We start from the raw sequence: 18160 nt of genomic DNA, 5'->3' as shown, positions 1-18160 counted from the left end.
CGAACACCCCGGATTTTGGAAAGTATGACGGTTGGCGTACAATGACGTCCGGCTACAATCAAGCAAATTCGTAACCGAATATCACGGACCGCATGAAGGTTACCGAGCATTTTGATCGCGAATCGGAGCCCCTGATTTCGTACGAAATCATTCCCCCCAAGCGGGGCGGGTCGGCGGACCAGATTCTAGGCGTGGTTGAGGAGTTGATGCCTTACGAGCCGCCGTTCATCGACGTTACCAGTCACTCGGCGGAGGTGGAATACAAGCAGAAAGACGACGGAACCTGGACGCGCTGCGTAAAGCGGAAGCGGCCCGGAACGATCGGCCTCTGCGCGGCCATCGAGGCACGCTTCGACATCGATACCGTTCCCCACATCCTCTGCAAGGGATTCACGCGCGAGGAAACGGAGGATGCCCTCATCGAGCTTAACTACCTCGGGGTCGAGAACGTGCTTGCCATTCGGGGGGACGACAACGGCTACGAGAAGTCCATCTCGGGCAACCGGTCGCGCAACGAATACGCGATGGACCTCGTGCGGCAGATTCAGGACATGAATGAGGGGACGTACCTGGAGGACCTCATGGACGCCGAGCCGACGGACTTCTGCGTGGGCGTGGGGGGATACCCCGAAACGCACTTCGAAGCCCCGAACCTCGCCTGGGACATCATGCGGCTCAAGGAGCAGGTCGACGCGGGGGCCGACTACATCGTGACGCAGATGTTCTTCGACAACGAGTACTTCTTCAACTTCGTCGACAAGTGCCGAGAGGTGGGCATCGAAGTCCCCATCGTCCCCGGACTAAAGATCCTGAAGCGGAAGCGTCACCTGCGGCTCCTGCCGAAGTACTTTCACACGGAGATTCCGGAGGAGCTCGCTGCGGAGGTGGACGCGGCGGACCCCGACGACGTGGAGCGAATTGGTGTCAACTGGGCGATCCGCCAGGCCCGAGAACTGATGGAAGCGGGGGTTCCGGGCATCCACTTCTACATCATGTCGAGCGCGGACACGGTCAAGAAGGTCGTGGAGCCCATGCACGAAGAGGTGGCGTAGGAGGGAGAGGTGGCGCAGGAGGGGGCCCACCTCCAGAACAAAAGACGGGCCCGGCGGCCGGGATGCCGGTGCCGAGCCCGTCGAAAGGGATGTCGTTGTCGGCAGGTGCTATCGGTGGGCGTCCTTGTCTTTGCTTCGGAGCTTGGCCTTGTATTTTTCAAGCTGCCGGCGCAGGTGGTCCACGCATAGGTTGATCGCCTCCTCGTGGCTGCTCGCCGCGTCCTCGGCCGAGAGGCGCTTCTGATACACGTCGATGTTGATTGAGGCGGTCTTGTTCTCGGCGGGGGAGTTGTCCTTCCCGAGAATGACGTGTGCGCCGGTAATCCCGTCGTAGAACTGCTCCAGCTTGGCGGTGCGGTCCCGGGCATACTCGTGGACGCGATCGCTCACGTCGACGTGACGGGTCGTGACTTGGGTCTGGAAAGCCATAAGGCGGGCCCTCTGTTGTGAGTGGGTAGACGAGGCAGCCCCCGCCGCTCCCCTCTGTGCCCGAAGGGACATTTTCACATTCTAAGATACGGGAAATGGTTCCACGGGCACGACCGGCGGTGGATTCCGGGGGCCTTCCGGCCCGCACTGAAGCCCAACCTCCTCACAGGCCCGCCCGTCAAGAGGAAGGGGCCGGCAGCACGGCGTTGAGGTACTGGTCCTCTTTCTCCCGCATCTCGTCCTGCCCCGCCGGCTGTGCGTCGTCGTACCCGACGAGGTGCAGAAGGCCGTGCACGACGTACCGGTAGGCCTCGCGCTCGAACGACGCATCGAACTCGTCGTGGCGCTCGGCCGCCGTGTCCAGATCCACGTACACCTCCCCCTCAACCCCCGCCCCGGAGGCCCCAGACGAAGGGGCGGGCCCCTCCCGGAGCGAGAAGGAGAGCACATCCGTGTCGTAGTCGTGGTCGAGGTACGACTGGTTCAGGCGGCGAACCGTATCGTGGTCGGTGAGCACCAGGCTCAAGTGGGTCAGTGACGCCCCCTCCGCGTCCACCACATGGCGGATTACGTGCCGAAGGGTCCCTGCATCGAGTTCACGGGAGGGATGGTCTTGTTCAATCGAAAGGGGCTCCGGGTACTCGGGGGGCACGGCGCCGGACGGGTGGACTGGAGGGAGTACGCGAGAAGGCTACCACGACGAATCCGACGAGGATTCGTTGCCGGACGGAGACGGATCGACGGTGGCGGTGGGGTCGACGTCCGCGGGCGTGAGTTCCGGCTCATTGTCGTCGTCCGCAGAAGGCGTCTCCTCGTCGTCCAGGGGAGACACCTCCAGGGCATGGAGGCCCTTCGGCCCATCGTTCATCTCGAAGCGGACGGGCTGGTCGCTCTTCAGGGTCTTGAAATCGTCGTCCGACTGAATATTCGAGTAGTGGACGAAGACGTCCTCGCCGTCGTCGGGGTGATGAATAAATCCGTACCCTTTCTTGGCGTCGAACCACTTGACCGTGCTTGTCCTCATAATATCGATTCAATCACAGTGACTGGATCGTCCCGAAAGATTCGTCCGCGCGGGGGAAAAGGGATGCGGCGAAATACCAGTACGCACCGGGCCCCGGCGGATGTCTAGGGTGGTGTGAGGTGAATCCCAGAAAGATCAGGAAACGGTCACACGCAGTCTCACGCACGCGGCACCCTGCAAAACACGGGAAGGTACGACGCGACGTGATAACTGCCGCTAAATATAGTCTGGGTCGGTCCCTCTGTCAAGGCAAAGACGCAGCGACGCCGAAGGCCCCCAGGGGCTACTCATTCGAGGCGGGCTGGTCGGGCTGTTGGGATGGAGTGCTCGGCGGAGCGCCCGGCACGGCGGGCATCCGGGACGGCTCCCGTGCCGAGTCACTGGCGAGGCCGTACGCCTGACGCACCCGGGCGGGGACCTGGAAGGAGGCGTCGGCCAGCACCCGCTCAAGTTCCTGGTCGAAAGACTCGAGGGCGCCCGTCTGGTTGGCCTTCAGGTAGGAAGAGCGAACCCGGCCCGCGTACTGGAGGGCCCGGCTGAACCGGCGGCGCGAGCTTGCCGACCGGAGCCGATCGAACACCATGGGTTCGGCGTCGGCGAGGAGGCCGGCCACCTTGTCGGTTCGGCCCAGGCTCTGGTAGGCCCGGGCGGTAAAGAAGAGCGTCTGCATGTCGGCCGGGATGGTCGAGAACGGCACCGCCTCCGTAAAGTCGGTCAGGAGGCGCCCGGCGGTGTCCGAGTGGCCCTTCTGCCCCAGCTGTTCGGCGGCGTGGGAGTAGTGCAGGCGATACCCGTCGATCATCCGCCGTGCATTTTCGTTGTAGTAGACGGTTGAGTCACTCAGGTTGGTGAACCGGAAGTCCGCCATGCGCTCGTCGGTCAGGCCCGGAATGACCCGGCCGAGGGGGCTGTTGTGCTTGATGGGAAGCACGCGGTAGGCCTGGCCCTCCAGTTGAAAGTAGTTGCTGAGGCCAAGCTGTCCGGAGCGAGCCACCGTGACGGCGAAGTACAGGGGGCGGGACCATCCGTTCTGCGCGTTGGTCCGCAGCATGTCGTAGGTGACCACGTCGGCGGTCTGCAGGATGCGCGTGTCCTGCCGGAACGGACGGCCCTTCAGCTCCCAGGCCATTGGGCTTTCGAGGCGCGAGGCGGCGGAGGAGTCGGGCAGGTAGGCGGCAAGGTCGGACTGGAGGGCGTCGGTGTCCACCGGCAGTTTCATCTGCTTGGGCTTCCAACGCCGGTAGCCCAGTTGGTCGATCCGGTCCTCCGACAGGGAGATGGGCAGGGGCTCCGACGCGTACGCGGCCTCGTTCTTGAGCTGGCGCACGTACCACTTCGTGTTCAGCAGCGACAGGTTCACCACGCGCACGTCCTTCCGCACCCCCTCGACGGTCTGCAGGTACCACAGCGGGTAGGTGTCGTTGTCGCCGTTGGTGAACAGAATGCCGTTCTCCTCGACGCTGGTGAGCATGTTGTGCGCGTAGTCGCGCGGCACGTAGTTCTCGGAGCGGTCGTGGTCGCCGTAGTTCTCCAGCGTCATCCAGCCGGGGACGGCCATGAAGACGAGCAGCCCGGCCCCGAGGGCCGGCATCAGCCGGGCGACTCCGGACAGCGAGTCGCGGACGGATTCGTAGGCCATCTGCATCACCCCCCCGGCCCCAATCCCGATCCACAGGCTAAAGGCGAAAAAGCTCCCGACGTACGAGTAGTGCCGCTCGCGCGGCTGCATCGGCGTCTGGTTCAGGTAGATGATGATGCCGATGCCCGTGATAAAGAACAGCACGAAGACGCTAAATGCCCGCCGCCAGTCGCGGCCGAAGTGGTAGAAGGCGCCGAACAGCCCCAGAAGGAGCGGCAGGGCGAAGTACACGTTCCGCGACTCCTTCTCGCTCGGGGTCTCCAGCGATTGGGTGTTGGCGTGCTGGTCGAGCCCGGGGATGCCGGTGATCCAGGGCGCCCCCTGCACGTCGCTCGCGCGCCCCGAGAAGTTCCAGAGGAAGTACCGGACGTACATGTACCCCACCTGGTAGTCGACGAAGAACTCCAGGTCGGAGTCGTAGCGTTTGTAGACCTTCCAGTGCTGAGGGTCTACGGAGTGGCGCCGGGGGAAGAGGGTCGACTCGCCGTCGCGGCGGCTCACCTGGCCGGTCTCGTCGTTGAAGGTGACGCCCTGCAGGAGCGGCGTGTCGCCGTACTGCTCCCGCTCCAGATACGAGATGAACTTCTCGATGGTGTCCGGGTCGTTCATGTCGATCGGCGGATCGGTCGCGCTCCGGACGAAGACGAGCGCGTAGGACGCGTAGCCGATAAAGATCACCGTGACGCACATGAAGGCCAGGTTGGCCACCGGCATGCGCCGCTGGTGGGTGGCATAGACCCCGTAGGCGAGGACGAGGCCGAGGACGATTGCCGTGAGGAACGGGGCCCCGACGGACGCGAAGAGGCTGGGCAGCCCCACGATGAGGCCCGGATAGATGCTGAAGAACAGGAGGGAGGCGACGGCCCCCGCCCCGACGATGCGGAGCCAGCGCTGGCGGGAGGTCCAGTGCTCGCGGTCAAACTCCGTAAAGAACACGATGAACGCGACGAAGAAGAACGCCAGCAGGCTCAGGAGGTGGACCCCGGTGGCCATGCCGAAAAGAAAGGCAATGAGGACGAGGTAGCGGTTGGCGTTGAGTTGGAACGGCTGTCGGCTGCCGCCCCGCTGCGCCTCCTCCGCACGGGCCGCGTCGCTCCACCGCAACACGAGCCACACGACCAGCGCGGTAAAGAAGGTTGAGAGGGCGTAGACCTCGGCAATGCCCGCGTTGAACCAGAAGGAGTCGCTCACCGAAAAGGCCACGGCCCCGACCACCCCGCTCGCGAGGGAAATGACGTAGGGCCCCGTGTCGAGCGCACTCCGATCGCCCTGCCATCGCCGCACGAGGCGGACGATGACCAGGTGGGCGAGCAGGACCGTCCCGGCGCTGGCCAGGACCGAGAGCAGGTTGACTGCCAGGGCGACCGTTTCCTGCGACGGGGCCAGCATGGCGAAGAGCCGGCCCAACAGCAGGTAGAACGGTGCCCCCGGCGGGTGCATTACCTGGAGGGTGTAGGCACTTGCGATGCGCTCCCCGGGGTCCCAAAACGAGACGGTCGGTGCAACGGTCGCCACGTACAGGCCGAGCGCCCAAAGAAAGACGAGCCCAGCGGTAAGACGGTCAATCCTCTTCCGATTCATCCTAACGGAACGGCGTTGGTGTCGAGAAGCGCGCGAATATCGGGAGGTACGGGGCGGGGCACGGCCGCCCCGAGGACGAAGGCTACCAGTCTGCGCTCGTCGCGTTGAGGAGCCTCTGAACAGTCTGCATCTCCATCTCGCCGTAGTTCATGGCGAAGGCGAGTTCCCCGTTGCTGTGAAAAATCCAGGTCGACGGAATCCAGGTGACGGGGAGCCCGAGGAAGGCGTACCGCCGATTTGCCTCTGTGTCGCTCGGGCCGAGGTCCGGCTGGGTCACCTCGACGACCCGGTCCGGAAGGTTGTAGTCGTTCAGCATCGCGGCCCCGCTCTCGTCGTCGTTCCATACAGTGACGAACGTAAACGTGACGTCCGGGTTGTCGGCGACGAGGCCGGCCCAGCCGTTGTCCAGCTCGTTCCGTGAATTGGCACACCAGGGGGCCCAGAAGTGGACCACGTGGAGGCCGTCCTCCTCGATGCGGTTCTGCACGAAGGACTCCGCCTCTGTCGTGGGGGCTACCGACACGGCGGGGCGTGGATCGGTGACGGCGGACCGCTTGGCCCGCGTGGCGGACGAGTCGGGGCGCCTGCCCGGGGACGCGGAGGACGAAGACGAGCTCGTCATTTCCAGTTGGCCGACCGTACACTCTTCCGACGCCTCCTGCGCGTGGGCGGGGGCGACCGCCATGAGGGCGAGACTCAGAAGAGCAAGGAGAGACGATCTCACGAGCACGATTGGTGCGGGTGCACGGAGGCTTCGGGAGGGTGTCTTCGGGGGCGCCCAGGGCGAGCGACACACGGAGTCAGGATGCCCCGTCAACGACCACAACGCACTCGCCCCGTACTTTCTTATACCCCCCGAAATACGACCGCACCTCTTTGAGCGTTCCTCGTTCGACTTCTTCGTATTTTTTCGTGAGCTCCCGGGCCACGGCGGCCCTGCGGTCGGCCCCGACGTGCTCGATGAGATCGTCGAGGGTGCGTAGCAGCCGGTGGGGGGACTCGTAGAGGACGACGGTGCGCGGCTCCTCCGCCAGCGTCGTCAGGCGGGTCTGGCGCCCTTGCTTTTTGGGCAGGAAGCCCTCGAAGACGAAACGGTCGCTGGGGAGGGCACTGGCGGTGAGCGCCGGGACGAGGGCCGTGGGGCCGGGGAGGGCCTGCACCTCGATGTCTTCTTCCCAGCAGGCGCGGGCGATGTAGAACCCTGGATCCGAGATGCCGGGCGAGCCGGCGTCGCTGATGAGGGCGATGTCGCGTCCCACGCGCATGCGAGTGAGCAGTTCGGGCGTCTTTTCGCGCTCGTTGTGTTCGTGGTAGCTCGTGGTGGGGGTGTCCACGTCGTGGTGGTCCAGAAGGCGGCCGGAGGTCCGGGTGTCCTCACAGGCAATCAGGTCCGCCTCCCGAAGGACCCGGAGGGCGCGCAGCGTAATGTCGTCCAGGTTGCCGATGGGGGTGGGCACCAGATAGAGCATAGGCGGGGGGGGGAGCAGAGAGGGGATGGGCATCGCGTCCCGAGAGGGCCTACGACCGAAGCGAGCGCAGCCACTCCCAGAGGCGCCGGCGCAGCGGCGGGGTGGCGCCCAGGTCGAGGACGACGTACAGGATCAGCCAGAGGCCCGCGCCGGACATGAGGAGGTTGGCGATCCACATGCCCAGCCACGGCGGGAAGAAGCCCCGTTCCGACAGCTTCTCCCCCTGCACGAGCGTAATCCAGTACAACATGAAGATGCCAAGCGCGACGGCCCCGATCGTAGCGAGCCCGCCCCGGCGCAGCGCAAGGCCCAGTGGCGCCCCCACAACCATAAAGATGAGACAGGCGAGCGCGATCGAGAACTTTTTGTAGAACTCAACCTGGTAGCTTCGAATGCGCCGGCTCTGCCACTCCGTGTCCCGTCGGATGTTTTGAATGGCGGACTGTGCCGACCGTGCGCGTTGAACCGCCGGCGACACCACCGACCGGCGCGCGTCGGCGTTGAGGTCGGCGAGGGCCAGGTAGGACGACGGGTGCGCCGGGGCGATGGGGGGCGGGGCCGACGTGTCCGCGGCGGCCGAGTCGGCGACCGACGGAGACAGCTCGTCCTGCGTCCGCTCGTAGAGGGTCTGGTACCGCGCGTCTCGCTCCGTCTTCAGGGAATCGAGCGTGTCGAGCAGCCGCGGGGTGCGCATGGTGCGGGTGGAACGGGCAGTCTCTCCCGATTCCGAGCGCCGGAAGACGACGTTCGAGAGGGTAAACCGAATGCGGTGGCGGTCGAACGTAAGCCGCTCGTACCGCTCCGACCGGTTGTTCGCGTCCGGGGGCAGAGGCCGATGCATCTCTCCGTTCCGGAGGGAGAGGGTGAGGCGGGCGCCCCCGGCCCTCGACTCAATGACGCCGCGCTCGGCCTTGATGACGGCCTGCCGGTCCCGCCCCTGGGTGTAGTCGTAGATGGTCACGTCGATCAGTTTGTTGGTTCCCGGCGGACGGTCCTGCACCAGAATGCTGTAGTCCTCCATGTCCTCGTAGAAGATGCCCGGCCGGAGCTCGAAGCCGGGCCGCTTGCCCCGAATGTCGCTCCAGAGCTGGCGGGCCCGGTGGTTTGCCTCCGGGAGCATGACGTTGTTGAAGTAGAGCATGCCCCCCATGAGGAGGGCGGCCACCACGAGCGCCGGCCACACGATCTGGCCGAAGGAGATGCCGGTGCTCTTGATGACGGTGTAGTACTGCGACTCGGCCAGCTCCCCGAACGCCATCAGGGCGGCCAGCAGCACCGACATCGGCACCGCCAGCACCACCATATACGCCAGGTTGTAGGCGATTAGCTCAACGATGACGGAAACGGGAATCCCTTTTCCCGCAATCTCAGGCAGCCACCGAATCAAAAACTGCATCAGCAGCAGAAACATGAGCGTGCCCAGCCACCCGAAAAAGGGCCCCGGGAGCCGACGCAGTACGATCCAGTGGAGGCGGCGCAGCATGCAGGCGTATCGTCGTAGAGGTCCCTGCTTGAAGGAGCGTACAAACGCCCGGTGCAAATCGCATGTTCGGGGCGGGCCTCGGCGGCGCCCGGCCGGCAGCCGTTGGATCTTCGAAGGGCGTGAGGAATTGGGGATATCCGTCCAGTCCCGTCCCAACATCCCCCACGATCCGGATGCAGGTCGAGCCGTTTACGTTCAGCTCCTTCATGACGAACGCCTATCTCTGCCACGATCAGGGCGAGGCGGTGCTCGTCGACGCGAGTTGCGAGACCGAGGCCGAATGCGAGCAGGTGATGACCGTCATCGAGGAGCAGGGCCTTGACGTGCAGCACCTGCTCCTCACCCACGCCCATGTGGATCACATCTTCGGGTGCACGTTCTTCGAAGAGGCGTTTGGGCAGCGGTTCAAGGCCCACGAGGCCGCCGTGCCCTTCATCGAGCGAGCGGAGGAGCAGGCCACGGCGTTCGGGGTGGAGGTCGACCCGCCGTCGGTGCCCACGGCCCATCTCGCGGAGGGAGACACCGTCTCGTTCGGCGACGTCACCCTCGAGGTGTTGCACACGCCGGGCCATTCCCCCGACTCCATCTCCTTCGTCGACCGCCCGGGCCGACAGGCGCTCACGGGAGACGTCCTGTTTCAGAACTCGATCGGCCGGACGCAGGGCCTTCCGGAAACGTCCCGTGCACAGCTCCTAGATTCGGTGACCGAGACGCTGCTCCCCCTCGGCGACGACGTCACGATTTATCCCGGCCACGGCCCCGCGACGACCATCGGCCGGGAGCGCGCCCAGAATCCCTTCGTGCAGGAGGCCCTCCGGGCGTAGTCGGCGCGGTCTAGGCGCCGGTGTGAACGGTGCCCGACCGGACGCGCTCGTAGTAGTCTTCGTACAGCGGCACCACGCGGTCGATGTCAAAGGTCTCCACCGCCCGCGTCCGTGCCGCCGCGGCCATCTCGGCGTGCTGGTCCTCGTCGTGGAGGAGCGTCCGGGTGTGTTCGGTGAACGCGTCGACGTCATCGAGCGGGCAGAGGAACCCGGTCTCCCCGTGCACGACCAGCTCCGGCAGCCCGCCGACGTCGCTGGCCACGACGGGCACCTCGCAGGCCATCGCCTCCAGGGCGGCCAGGCCGAAGGTCTCCGAGCCGCTCGGCATCAGGAAGACATCGGCGATCGACAGAATCTCTTCGATCGGGTCCTGTTTTCCGAGGAAGCGGATGTCGTCGTACACCCCAAGCTCCCGTGCCTTCCGCTCCGTGGGCACGCGGTCCGGGCCGTCGCCCACCAGCAGCAGCTTCACGTTTGACGTCCCGTTCTGCAGTCGGTGGAAGACCTCCACCACCTGGTCGGTGTTCTTGACGGGGCGAAAATTGGAGACGTGCACGATGACCTTCTCTCCGTTCGGGCAGAGCGCCTGCTTGAAGTGCTCCTTGTCCTGGCGCACGAAGCGATCGGTGTCGATGAAGTTGGGAATCACCTCGACGTCCTCCGAGACCTCAAAGTGGTCGTAGGTCTCCTGGCGGAGGTAGTCGGAGACGGCGGTCACCCCGTCGGACTCGTTGATCGACCACGTGACGACGGGGGCGAACGAGGGGTCCCGCCCAATGAGTGTGATGTCGGTGCCGTGGAGGGTGGTCACGATGGGGAGGTCCAGGTCCTCCGCGCCCAGAATCTGCTGGGCCATCACGGCGCTCGACGCGTGGGGCAGCGCGTAGTGCACGTGCAGCAGGTCGAGCCCCACGTGCTTGGCAATGTCCACCATCTTGCTGGTGAGCGAGAGGGTGTAGGGCGGGTAGTCGAAGAGCGGGTAGCTCTGGACATTGACCTCGTGGAAGAAGATGTTGCCGGCCACGTGGGAGAGCCGGAAGGGAAGATCCGAGGCGATGAAGTGGATTTCGTGGTCGCGCTCGGCGAGGGCCTTGCCGAGTTCGGTGGCCACGACCCCACTACCGCCGTAGGTGGGGTAGCACGTGATTCCAACTTTCATGGGAGGCTACAGCGGGGGCTTTCTCAACAAAACGGTGGGAGGAAACGTCGGGGCTTCGGGGCGGCCCGTGGTCTCTACTCGTGCTCCGGAGGGAGGTTGCAGGTCCCGTTTCCCGCGGCTGTTTCGGCGGCAAATCGTAACAGCACGGCGTCGCCTCGGCCTGGCCCCGTACGGTCCCGTCGGAGAGAGAAGGGGCCGGCTGCCCCCCAGGACGCGTGGGAATTTTGCGCCGGAATCGTTACTTTTCGGAAGCAGGACGCGCCCTTCCTGATAGAGAATCCCTGGGGCCCGACACTGACGGCCCACGTCCCATACGCACACTCTTGATCAGTCAACCCAGTTCCCCCATGCACGCTTCTACGAAACAGACCGCGTATACGAAACAGACCGCGTATTCCGCCCTCCTCGTCCTTCTTCTGGTCGGGCTCAGTGCGGCTCCGGCGCAGGCCCAGTTCGGAATCGCTGCTGGTGCACATTTCGACTCCGTGAGTGATATTCAGGGCGCCGCAAACGCCCAAGACGTGCAGAGCACCTCGACCGGATACCACGTCGGGGCCGTATATGATTTCAGCATTGGCCCCGTGAGCCTGCGCCCCGGGCTGTTCTACCGAAAGGTCGGGAGCTATGACTTCTCAGACGTTCCGGATTCGAACGTTGACGACCTCGACGTGACGGCCTTCGAGGTCCCGGTCGATGTTCGCGCAACCGTCTTCTCGTTCCCGTTCGTAAGTCCATATGTCGTGGGCGGGCCGAACGTATTTCTTCCTCAAGGCAGTGAAGACAGCCTTGACGATAACTTCGAGGACGTATCCTTTACCTTTAACATTGGTGTTGGGGCCGACGTGTCCGTTCCGGGAGTGGGATTGACCCTTCAGCCGGAATTTCGGTATGAGTTCGGGGCGTCCGACTACATCAGTGGCGACTTTCAGGTTGCCGGCAAAAACTTTTCGCCGAGCGATCGGCAGCTCAGTGCCTACGCCCTCCGTCTAAACGTACTGTTCTAGGCCCCAGTTACAAACATACGACAGCTTTCCTCATGGCCCGCGGTCGGTTTCGTCCGACGGCGGGCCGTGCTGTGTGGGCTCAGGTCCTACGAGATCTGCTTAAAGAACCGGAAGCGCCGCTCCTCGACCGCGTACCGGCCGGGGTCCGGCGCCACAAAGCCCCCCCGCTCCGCCCAGTAGGGCACCGCCCGCCCCCGCATCGACCGCTCGCTGTAGAAATGCCGCGTCTCGACCGGAAACGGACGGTAGGCCCGCCCCTCGGCGTGCCGCACGTAGCGGGCCACCCAGAGGGCCTGCCGCCACCGCGGGAGCGGGGCCTCCGGCTGGAGCCGCAGGTAGCGGGCCCGCTTCGCGGCCCCGGGGTTGAAGGCGCTAAACTGGTAGGGATCCAGCACGACCGCCCGGTAGGTGCGGCGGCCCCGGTAGGCGGTCTCCACGCGGTTGCGCACCACCCAGGCGACCAGCTCCTGCTCGTGGGGCAGCTTCGTCTCCGAGTAGATGGCCCGGGCCAGCCACAGGGTGGGCTCTTCGAGGTTGGTCGGGGCAGGGAGCAACACGGACGATTCTTCCCCGGGGGCATCGAGCTCGGGCCCTGCGCCCGCCCCCGCGGCGCGGGGCGTGGCGGGAGCGTAGGCGGCGGACAGCTGCTGCAGGGCGGAGGCCTTGTCGCCGCCTGCACCGGCGGGGCTCGCCTCGGCAACCGATGCGTGCCGGGGAGCGCCGATGCCGGTTCTGGGGTCGGAGTTCGGAGACACCGACCCCGCCGAAAAGACAAGCGTGCCGACGGATGCGCAGAGAAGAATCGTACGTTTGCTCATATACCGGTGTGTGCTATTCGAAGGCCATCGAGGCGCCGCCCGGGGTCACAAAGCCCTGAGACCCGCCAAAAGGCGTGCGCGGCCAAGATATGTTTTCGTGCAATCATTTCGTGACTGCATCATGAGAAACCATGGGGGTCGACCTAGGTTTCCTGTGGGTATTCTCCGTAACCTTCTGAAAAAGCAGGTACTTGTGAGGGTAAGTCTCTTCTTCATGCCCGGTTGTCCGGCCGTTGACAATCCGTTCCTTGATGCTTGATCTATCCTCAGTACGTTCTTAACAAAAGCGCTTTTTGCGGGCGGGCCCCTACGATGTACTCGTGAACTCACCTTGTTCTCAAACCTGTGACCAGCCTGCAAATTCTTGCGGACGCCAACATTCCTCGTGTCGAGGACGCCTTCGGGCAATTTGGGACGGTGCGCCGGATGCCCGGGCGCGAGATGACGACGTCGGACGTCGCGGCGGCGGATGTGCTCCTCGTGCGGAGCGTAACGCCCGTCGGGCCGGCGCTACTGGACGGAACGTCCCTCCGGTTCGTCGGGTCGGCGACCATCGGGACGGACCACGTTGACCGGGACTACCTGCGAGCACAGGGCATCCCGTTCGCGCACGCCCCGGGCTCAAACGCCGACTCGGTTGCCGATTACGTGGTGGCGGCGCTGCTCGGACTGGCTCGTCGCCGTGGGGGGGCGTTGGAGGCGCGAACGGTCGGCATTGTGGGATGCGGCAACATCGGAGGGCGTCTCGCCCGTCGGCTTTCGGCGCTGGGGATGGAAGTCCTCCGAAATGATCCCCCCCGAGCGCGGGCCGCCGCCGCAGACGGCCCGGGCCCCGAATTTGTGCCTCTCGATACGGTGCTCGGGGCGGCCGACGTCGTGACGCTGCACGTTCCGCTGAAGGCGTCCGGGCCCGATCCGACCCATCATCTGGTGGACGCGGCGTTCCTGGATCGGCTCGGCGACGGGGCGTGGCTCCTGAACACCTCGCGCGGTGCGGTCGTGGACGGGGATGCGCTCCTCGCGGCCCGGCGGCGGGGAGACGTGGCGGCGGCGGTGCTGGACGTGTGGGAGAATGAGCCGTCGCCCAACCCGGCGCTCATCGAGGCCGTAGACCTGGCAACGCCCCACATCGCCGGGTACGCCTACGACGGGAAGGTGCGGGGCACGGAAATGCTGTACGAGGCGCTCTGTGAGGCGCTGGGGGCGGAGGCACAGTGGGCGGGTACGGACGCCATCCGTCCCGCCTCGGCGGACGCGCTGCGGGGCCGGGCCCCGGACCCCCGGCTGTCCGCGACAGAGTGGCGCTTCGAGCTCGCACGACAGGCCTACGACCCCGCGGTCGACGACGCGTCCCTCCGAGACCTGGTGAAACTGGGGCCGGATGCACGGGGCGAAGCATTCGCGCAACTTCGAGCCGGCTACCGCCGCCGACGTGAGATGCAGCAACACACGGTCCCGGCGGCGGCCGTTCCCGCCGAGCACGAGCAGGCCGTCACGGAGGGGCTGAAGATGAAGCTCGACTGAGGCCCTGCGAGGCTACGTCCGGTAGCCGTAGGAGCGGAGGACGGTCTTCCGGTCGCGCCAGTTCTCCTGCACCTTCACGTGCAGGTTCAGGTACACGGGGCTTTGAACGAACGCCTCGATGTCCTCGCGGGCCGTTGTGCCCACCTTCTTGAGGGCCTTTCCCCCCTCGCCGATGAGGATGCCCTTGTGCGACTCCTCCATGACGACGATCTCGGCGTCGATGTAGTCCTTTGTCCCCTCGGGCCGTTCCTCGTAGGCCACGATGTTGACCTGCACGGAGTAGGGGATTTCCTGGTGGTAGTGCTTGTACACCTTCTCCCGGATCATCTCGGCGACGAAGAAGCGCTCCGGGTGCTCGCTGATCCGATCCTTCGGGTAGAAGGGCGGGCCCTCCGGCAGGGTGTCCAGCACGAGGTGGAGGAGGGTCTGGAGGTTGAAGCCCTCCTTGGCCGAGGTCGGCACCACCTCGTCGAAGGCGCGGCGGTCCTCGTAGGACTCCACGAGGGGGAGGGTTTGCTCCTTCGGGATCAGGTCCATCTTGGTGAGGACCAGAAATGCCGGCGTGTCGCCAATTTTCTTCAGGCTCTGCGTGTCCGGCTCGTCCTGGGTGGCCTCGTGCAGAAAGAGCAGCAGGTCGGCGTCCCGAATGGCCCCCTGCACCTGCCCCATCATGGTTTCGTGGAGCGCGTAGCGCGGCTCGATGATGCCCGGCGTGTCCAGAAAGATGGCCTGGTGCTCCGCCCCCGAGTGGATGCCGAGGACGCGGTGCCGGGTGGTCTGCGGCTTTTTGGTGACGATCGACAGCTTTTCGCCGAGCAGGGCGTTCATCAACGTGCTCTTGCCCACGTTGGGCTTGCCCACGATGGCGACGTAGCCGCTGGCGTGGTCGTCGGAAATGTCGTCGAAGAGGGGCTCGGAGTGCTCCATGGAAAGAGGAGGAGGTGATCGGGAACGGAGGGTCTACGGCTGAGCGTTCGCGACGGTTGCACGCATGTCGCGAACCGCCTGGTCCATGCCCACGAGAATGGCGCGGGCCATCACGGCAAAGCCGATGGACACCTCGGCGACGTGAGGGACCGTCCCCCGGAAGAGAGAAAAGTTGTTGTAGTCCAGCCCGTGCCCGGCGTGCACCCGAAGGCCTGCCTCGTGGGCCGCGTCGGCGGCCGCGGCCAACCGCTCGGCCTCCTCGCGCCGGGCGGCCTCCGTGGAGGCCTCGGCAAAGTCGCCGGTGTGAAGCTCCACGCAGTTGGCGCCCACCGCGGCGGTGGCCTCGATTTGGGCCGGGACCGGGTCGACGAAGAGGCTGACCTGGTCCACGCCGGCGTCGTAGAGGCGGTCCGTAACGGCGTCGAGGCGGGGACGGCTCGCCGTGACGTCGAGCCCGCCCTCCGTGGTGACCTCCTCGCGCCGCTCGGGCACCAGCGTGGCCAGATCCGGCACCACGTCGCAGCAGATGGAGACCACCTCCTCCTCGGTGGACAGCTCAAAGTCGAGCTTGCCATTTACGGTCTCGGCCAGGAGCCGCACGTCCCGTTCCGTAATGTGCCGGCGGTCCTCACGAAGGTGGAACACAATCCCGTCCGCCCCGGCCTGCTCACAGCGCGCGGCGGCGTGCACAGGGTCGGGGAAGGTCTCCTCTCGGGCATTGCGGAGGGTGCCCACATGGTCAACGTTGATGAGCAGGTTCGTCACGAGGAAAACACGGCTGATTGCGAGGGTGCAAATGCGACGGCTTCAACTCCGAACACGGACCTCTTGTTTTTTGAAGGGCGTGCAGGGAATTGCATTTCGCGGAAGAGCCCCCTATTTTCGGATCCGTCACCACATTTTCCGCCTTTTCGCGCTCCCCACTTCGCGCAGAGCGGAAAGTTCACCCGGTCATCTTTTTGCCAACACGAACGAACGGCTTTCATGGCTACGAGCAGCGGAACGATCCAGACTGCCATTCAGGCCCTCCTGGTGGTCGTAATTGTCGGCCTTACCTACTTCTTATACCAGTCGATCACCGAGCCCTACGAGCGCATCGAGCGGGAGCAGCGACTGACGGAGCAGACCCGCCAGCGCATGACGAACGTTCGCACGGCGCTCGTCGACTACGAGCGGGACAGCGCATCGTACCCGGATTCGCTGAATATTTTGCTCCAGCACATTCGCAGCGATTCGGTGCTGGCGGCCCGACAGGACAGTGTGTTTGGACGATCAATCAACCTCGACTCCCTGCTGTTTTCGCCGCGGACGGGCAACCGCTTCCAGTACGCCGTGAGCGACACGGGACGGGTTGAAACCTACCTGCTCGAAGACCCGGACACCGACGATCAGATTGGCACCCTGACCGGCGATCCCACGCAGGCCAACGCGGCCAGCTGGGAGTAGCCCCGTAGACTGGGGCGGCCCGAGGGCCTGAGGACGCAGGACGTGCACGCACGCAGGCAGGACCGAACAGCTATGCAGTCGATCTCGGCCGCGGTTCACATTCAGGGCCCGACGGTGCGGTACGCCGAGGTGACGCGGGACGGGGCGGACGTAGATCTCCGGCGGTTTGGGGCAGAGACCTTTGAGGTGGACGTCGCGCGTGTCCTGTGGGGCGACACCAGCCCTGAGCCCCTCGACGCGATCACGGCCGCCCTGTCCCGCATTTTTGACGACACCGACGCATCGACGGCGGGCCTGGTGCTCCATCCGGTGGATGCCTACAGCTTTCTCATGCCGCTTCCCGAAGGGCTCTCGGCGGAGGAGCGCGATCGACGTGTGGCGTACCAGGCGGCCCTGGTCACGAACACCCGGTCGCCCGACGCCCTCCATACCGTGTCGAGACCGGTGCGTACGGTCGTGGAGGACGGTGAGACGATCGAATGGGTGCATGTGCTGGCCGTGCCGCAGCAGGTCGAGGCGCGCATGGAGACCCTGTTCGCCGAGGTCCCTGGGATGGACACCACCGGGCGCATCCTCAGCGCGGAGGCGGCGGCCCATCTGTTGGAGATATCGGAGGAGGATGGAACGCAGACGACGTCGGCGGACGATGCAGACGAGTATCGACTCGCAATTGGGCAGTATGCAGGACACACCGAATACGCCCTGACGCGGAACGGCAGCTGGCACCACGCCCACGCGGCCCAAAACGCCCCGACGGCCGAAGATCAAGCCTATTACGCCGTGGGGATGCTTAACCGAATTGGGGTGGCGCCGGATGCGCTTGAGGCCCTCGTTGCGTACGGGTCGGAGGTCGACGCCGTGGCCGGCGGCCCTTTCGAGTCGGTGTTCGGGGACGCCCCCACTCTGCTTGACCCGTTCGGCCGCCTGCATCGCATCTGGGAGCCGGACGCGGAGCAGCCCGGGGAGTACGTGCCGTGCATCGGCGGGGCCCTGGCCCTGTCTGCGGAGTGAAAGAGGGACGCGAGGACCGAAGGGGGAGCCCGGACGGCACCGCCGTTGGGGATCTCTTCCCCCCACAGCCGTTTACCACTTTCAAGGCTTGTCGGCTGCAGGACCTCCTCACCGCATCCGCTCACCTGTCACGTCCAATCCATCATGAAACTCATTGCCGGCCGGTTTGGCGGCCACGGTCTCAAGACCCCCTCCGGCCACGAGACGCGCCCCTCGACGGCCCGGACGCGCGAGGCCCTGTTCGGGCTCATCGACGCCCGCATCTACCTCGAAGGCGCAGAGGTGCTCGACCTCTTCTGCGGCACGGGTGCACTCGGCCTGGAGGCCATCAGCCGGGGGGCGGAGCTCGTGACGTTCGTGGAGCGGAAGCGTGAGGTCATCAACTACGCCCGCGAAAACGCCGAGAAGATCGGGGTGGCGGACAAATGCATCTTCATACAGGGGGATGCCGTGGAGTACCTGCGGACCTACCAGGGGCCGGCCCTCGACCTCATCATGGCGGACCCGCCCTACAAGCTGGACGCCATGCAGGACATGCCCGACCTGGCGGTGCCCCACCTCGATCCCGATGGGGTCTTCACGCTCGAACACAGCTCGCACGACTGGTTCGACGAGCATCCCCGGCTGATGACGAGTCGGTCCTACGGGCGCACCATCGTGAGTCTGTTTCGCCCCCCGCTCCCCCCCGAAGACGAGGCCGCGGGGGACGCGACGGACGACGTAGAGTCGGCCCCGGAGTCCTCCCCGACGACGCCTTAGCCTGCTGCACG

Annotated in this window: 18 protein-coding genes; 7 read left to right on the top strand and 11 right to left on the bottom strand. The window is 65.4% G+C overall.

Annotation, left to right across the window (positions count from 1 at the left end; genetic code table 11):
* The first annotated feature begins 92 nt into the window (after positions 1–92).
* Positions 93–1052, top strand: coding sequence for a methylenetetrahydrofolate reductase [NAD(P)H] (gene metF / locus OJA40_RS04040; protein WP_208426750.1), 960 nt, complete (start codon positions 93–95; stop codon positions 1050–1052).
* A 108-nt stretch (positions 1053–1160) separates the two neighbouring features.
* On the opposite strand, the gene hpf is transcribed toward metF, so the two are convergent.
* The 7 genes from hpf to OJA40_RS04005 all read right to left on the bottom strand — a co-directional run bounded on the left by hpf (position 1161) and on the right by OJA40_RS04005 (position 8677).
* A complete protein-coding gene (hpf, locus tag OJA40_RS04035; protein ID WP_231847120.1) occupies positions 1161–1481 on the bottom strand; it encodes a ribosome hibernation-promoting factor, HPF/YfiA family in 321 nt (106 codons plus the stop codon).
* A 178-nt stretch (positions 1482–1659) separates the two neighbouring features.
* On the bottom strand, positions 1660–2133 hold the full coding sequence (ybeY, locus tag OJA40_RS04030; protein WP_263809983.1) for an rRNA maturation RNase YbeY: 474 nt from the start codon (positions 2131–2133) through the stop codon (positions 1660–1662).
* A gap of 39 nt (positions 2134–2172) precedes the next feature.
* The gene (locus OJA40_RS15560) at positions 2173–2505 is read right to left on the bottom strand and encodes a cold-shock protein (protein ID WP_208426753.1); all 333 of its coding nucleotides are present in this window, start codon (positions 2503–2505) and stop codon (positions 2173–2175) included.
* 283 nt (positions 2506–2788) lie between these two features.
* Positions 2789–5725, bottom strand: coding sequence for a glycosyltransferase family 117 protein (locus tag OJA40_RS04020; protein ID WP_208426754.1), 2937 nt, complete (start codon positions 5723–5725; stop codon positions 2789–2791).
* Positions 5726–5807: 82 nt separating this feature from the next.
* On the bottom strand, positions 5808–6449 hold the full coding sequence (locus tag OJA40_RS04015) for a thioredoxin family protein (RefSeq protein WP_263809982.1): 642 nt from the start codon (positions 6447–6449) through the stop codon (positions 5808–5810).
* A 76-nt stretch (positions 6450–6525) separates the two neighbouring features.
* Complete coding sequence (gene rsmI / locus OJA40_RS04010; RefSeq protein ID WP_208426755.1) at positions 6526–7194, bottom strand: 16S rRNA (cytidine(1402)-2'-O)-methyltransferase; 669 nt, start codon at positions 7192–7194, stop codon at positions 6526–6528.
* A gap of 49 nt (positions 7195–7243) precedes the next feature.
* Positions 7244–8677, bottom strand: a complete 1434-nt coding sequence (locus OJA40_RS04005) for an LptF/LptG family permease (protein ID WP_208425883.1) — start codon at positions 8675–8677, stop codon at positions 7244–7246.
* A 173-nt stretch (positions 8678–8850) separates the two neighbouring features.
* On the opposite strand from OJA40_RS04005, the gene OJA40_RS04000 reads away from it, so the two are divergent.
* A complete protein-coding gene (locus OJA40_RS04000) occupies positions 8851–9501 on the top strand; it encodes an MBL fold metallo-hydrolase (RefSeq protein WP_208425884.1) in 651 nt (216 codons plus the stop codon).
* Positions 9502–9511: 10 nt separating this feature from the next.
* Here the strand turns inward: OJA40_RS04000 and bshA are convergent, their stop codons facing one another.
* A complete protein-coding gene (gene bshA / locus OJA40_RS03995; protein ID WP_208425885.1) occupies positions 9512–10660 on the bottom strand; it encodes an N-acetyl-alpha-D-glucosaminyl L-malate synthase BshA in 1149 nt (382 codons plus the stop codon).
* Positions 10661–11007: 347 nt separating this feature from the next.
* Here bshA and OJA40_RS03990 point away from each other — a divergent pair, with 347 nt between their 5' ends.
* The gene (locus OJA40_RS03990; protein ID WP_208425886.1) at positions 11008–11664 is read left to right on the top strand and encodes an outer membrane beta-barrel protein; all 657 of its coding nucleotides are present in this window, start codon (positions 11008–11010) and stop codon (positions 11662–11664) included.
* A gap of 86 nt (positions 11665–11750) precedes the next feature.
* Here the strand turns inward: OJA40_RS03990 and OJA40_RS03985 are convergent, their stop codons facing one another.
* Positions 11751–12482 carry a cell wall hydrolase gene (locus OJA40_RS03985; RefSeq protein ID WP_208425887.1) on the bottom strand — a complete coding sequence of 244 codons (732 nt, stop codon included), beginning with the start codon at positions 12480–12482 and terminating at the stop codon, positions 11751–11753.
* Positions 12483–12827: 345 nt separating this feature from the next.
* Between OJA40_RS03985 and OJA40_RS03980 the strand changes: the two genes are divergently transcribed.
* A complete protein-coding gene (locus OJA40_RS03980; RefSeq protein WP_208425888.1) occupies positions 12828–14006 on the top strand; it encodes a 4-phosphoerythronate dehydrogenase in 1179 nt (392 codons plus the stop codon).
* 12 nt (positions 14007–14018) lie between these two features.
* Here OJA40_RS03980 and era read toward each other — a convergent pair whose 3' ends face one another.
* Together era and OJA40_RS03970 are read right to left on the bottom strand one after the other, a co-directional pair.
* On the bottom strand, positions 14019–14933 hold the full coding sequence (era, locus tag OJA40_RS03975) for a GTPase Era (protein ID WP_208425889.1): 915 nt from the start codon (positions 14931–14933) through the stop codon (positions 14019–14021).
* A 33-nt stretch (positions 14934–14966) separates the two neighbouring features.
* On the bottom strand, positions 14967–15698 hold the full coding sequence (locus OJA40_RS03970; RefSeq protein WP_208425890.1) for a pyridoxine 5'-phosphate synthase: 732 nt from the start codon (positions 15696–15698) through the stop codon (positions 14967–14969).
* Between the two features lie 219 nt (positions 15699–15917).
* Between OJA40_RS03970 and OJA40_RS03965 the strand changes: the two genes are divergently transcribed.
* From OJA40_RS03965 to OJA40_RS03955, 3 genes are all read left to right on the top strand, one after another.
* Entirely contained in the window at positions 15918–16379 is a 462-nt protein-coding gene (locus OJA40_RS03965; protein ID WP_043552491.1) for a hypothetical protein, read from the top strand.
* Positions 16380–16451: 72 nt separating this feature from the next.
* Positions 16452–17390, top strand: coding sequence for a hypothetical protein (locus OJA40_RS03960; RefSeq protein ID WP_208425891.1), 939 nt, complete (start codon positions 16452–16454; stop codon positions 17388–17390).
* A 144-nt stretch (positions 17391–17534) separates the two neighbouring features.
* On the top strand, positions 17535–18149 hold the full coding sequence (locus OJA40_RS03955; RefSeq protein ID WP_208425892.1) for an RsmD family RNA methyltransferase: 615 nt from the start codon (positions 17535–17537) through the stop codon (positions 18147–18149).
* The last annotated feature ends 11 nt before the right edge of the window (positions 18150–18160 follow it).

The organism is Salinibacter pepae, assembly GCF_947077775.1.
Lineage (GTDB): Bacteria > Bacteroidota > Rhodothermia > Rhodothermales > Salinibacteraceae > Salinibacter > Salinibacter pepae.
Note: the sequence above shows the minus strand (reverse complement) of the source record. Positions and strands in the feature narration are given on the sequence as shown.

Bases quoted from the DNA above. Each gene is read 5' to 3' on its own strand.
- metF (WP_208426750.1), top strand. From the start codon at position 93: ATGAAGGTTACCGAGCATTTTGATCGCGAATCGGAGCCCCTGATTTCG.
- hpf (WP_231847120.1), bottom strand. From the start codon at position 1,481: ATGGCTTTCCAGACCCAAGTCACGACCCGTCACGTCGACGTGAGCGAT.
- OJA40_RS15560 (WP_208426753.1), bottom strand. From the start codon at position 2,505: ATGAGGACAAGCACGGTCAAGTGGTTCGACGCCAAGAAAGGGTACGGA.
- OJA40_RS04020 (WP_208426754.1), bottom strand. From the start codon at position 5,725: ATGAATCGGAAGAGGATTGACCGTCTTACCGCTGGGCTCGTCTTTCTT.
- rsmI (WP_208426755.1), bottom strand. From the start codon at position 7,194: ATGCTCTATCTGGTGCCCACCCCCATCGGCAACCTGGACGACATTACG.
- OJA40_RS04005 (WP_208425883.1), bottom strand. From the start codon at position 8,677: ATGCTGCGCCGCCTCCACTGGATCGTACTGCGTCGGCTCCCGGGGCCC.
- OJA40_RS04000 (WP_208425884.1), top strand. From the start codon at position 8,851: ATGCAGGTCGAGCCGTTTACGTTCAGCTCCTTCATGACGAACGCCTAT.
- bshA (WP_208425885.1), bottom strand. From the start codon at position 10,660: ATGAAAGTTGGAATCACGTGCTACCCCACCTACGGCGGTAGTGGGGTC.
- OJA40_RS03990 (WP_208425886.1), top strand. From the start codon at position 11,008: ATGCACGCTTCTACGAAACAGACCGCGTATACGAAACAGACCGCGTAT.
- OJA40_RS03985 (WP_208425887.1), bottom strand. From the start codon at position 12,482: ATGAGCAAACGTACGATTCTTCTCTGCGCATCCGTCGGCACGCTTGTC.
- era (WP_208425889.1), bottom strand. From the start codon at position 14,933: ATGGAGCACTCCGAGCCCCTCTTCGACGACATTTCCGACGACCACGCC.
- OJA40_RS03965 (WP_043552491.1), top strand. From the start codon at position 15,918: ATGGCTACGAGCAGCGGAACGATCCAGACTGCCATTCAGGCCCTCCTG.
- OJA40_RS03960 (WP_208425891.1), top strand. From the start codon at position 16,452: ATGCAGTCGATCTCGGCCGCGGTTCACATTCAGGGCCCGACGGTGCGG.
- OJA40_RS03955 (WP_208425892.1), top strand. From the start codon at position 17,535: ATGAAACTCATTGCCGGCCGGTTTGGCGGCCACGGTCTCAAGACCCCC.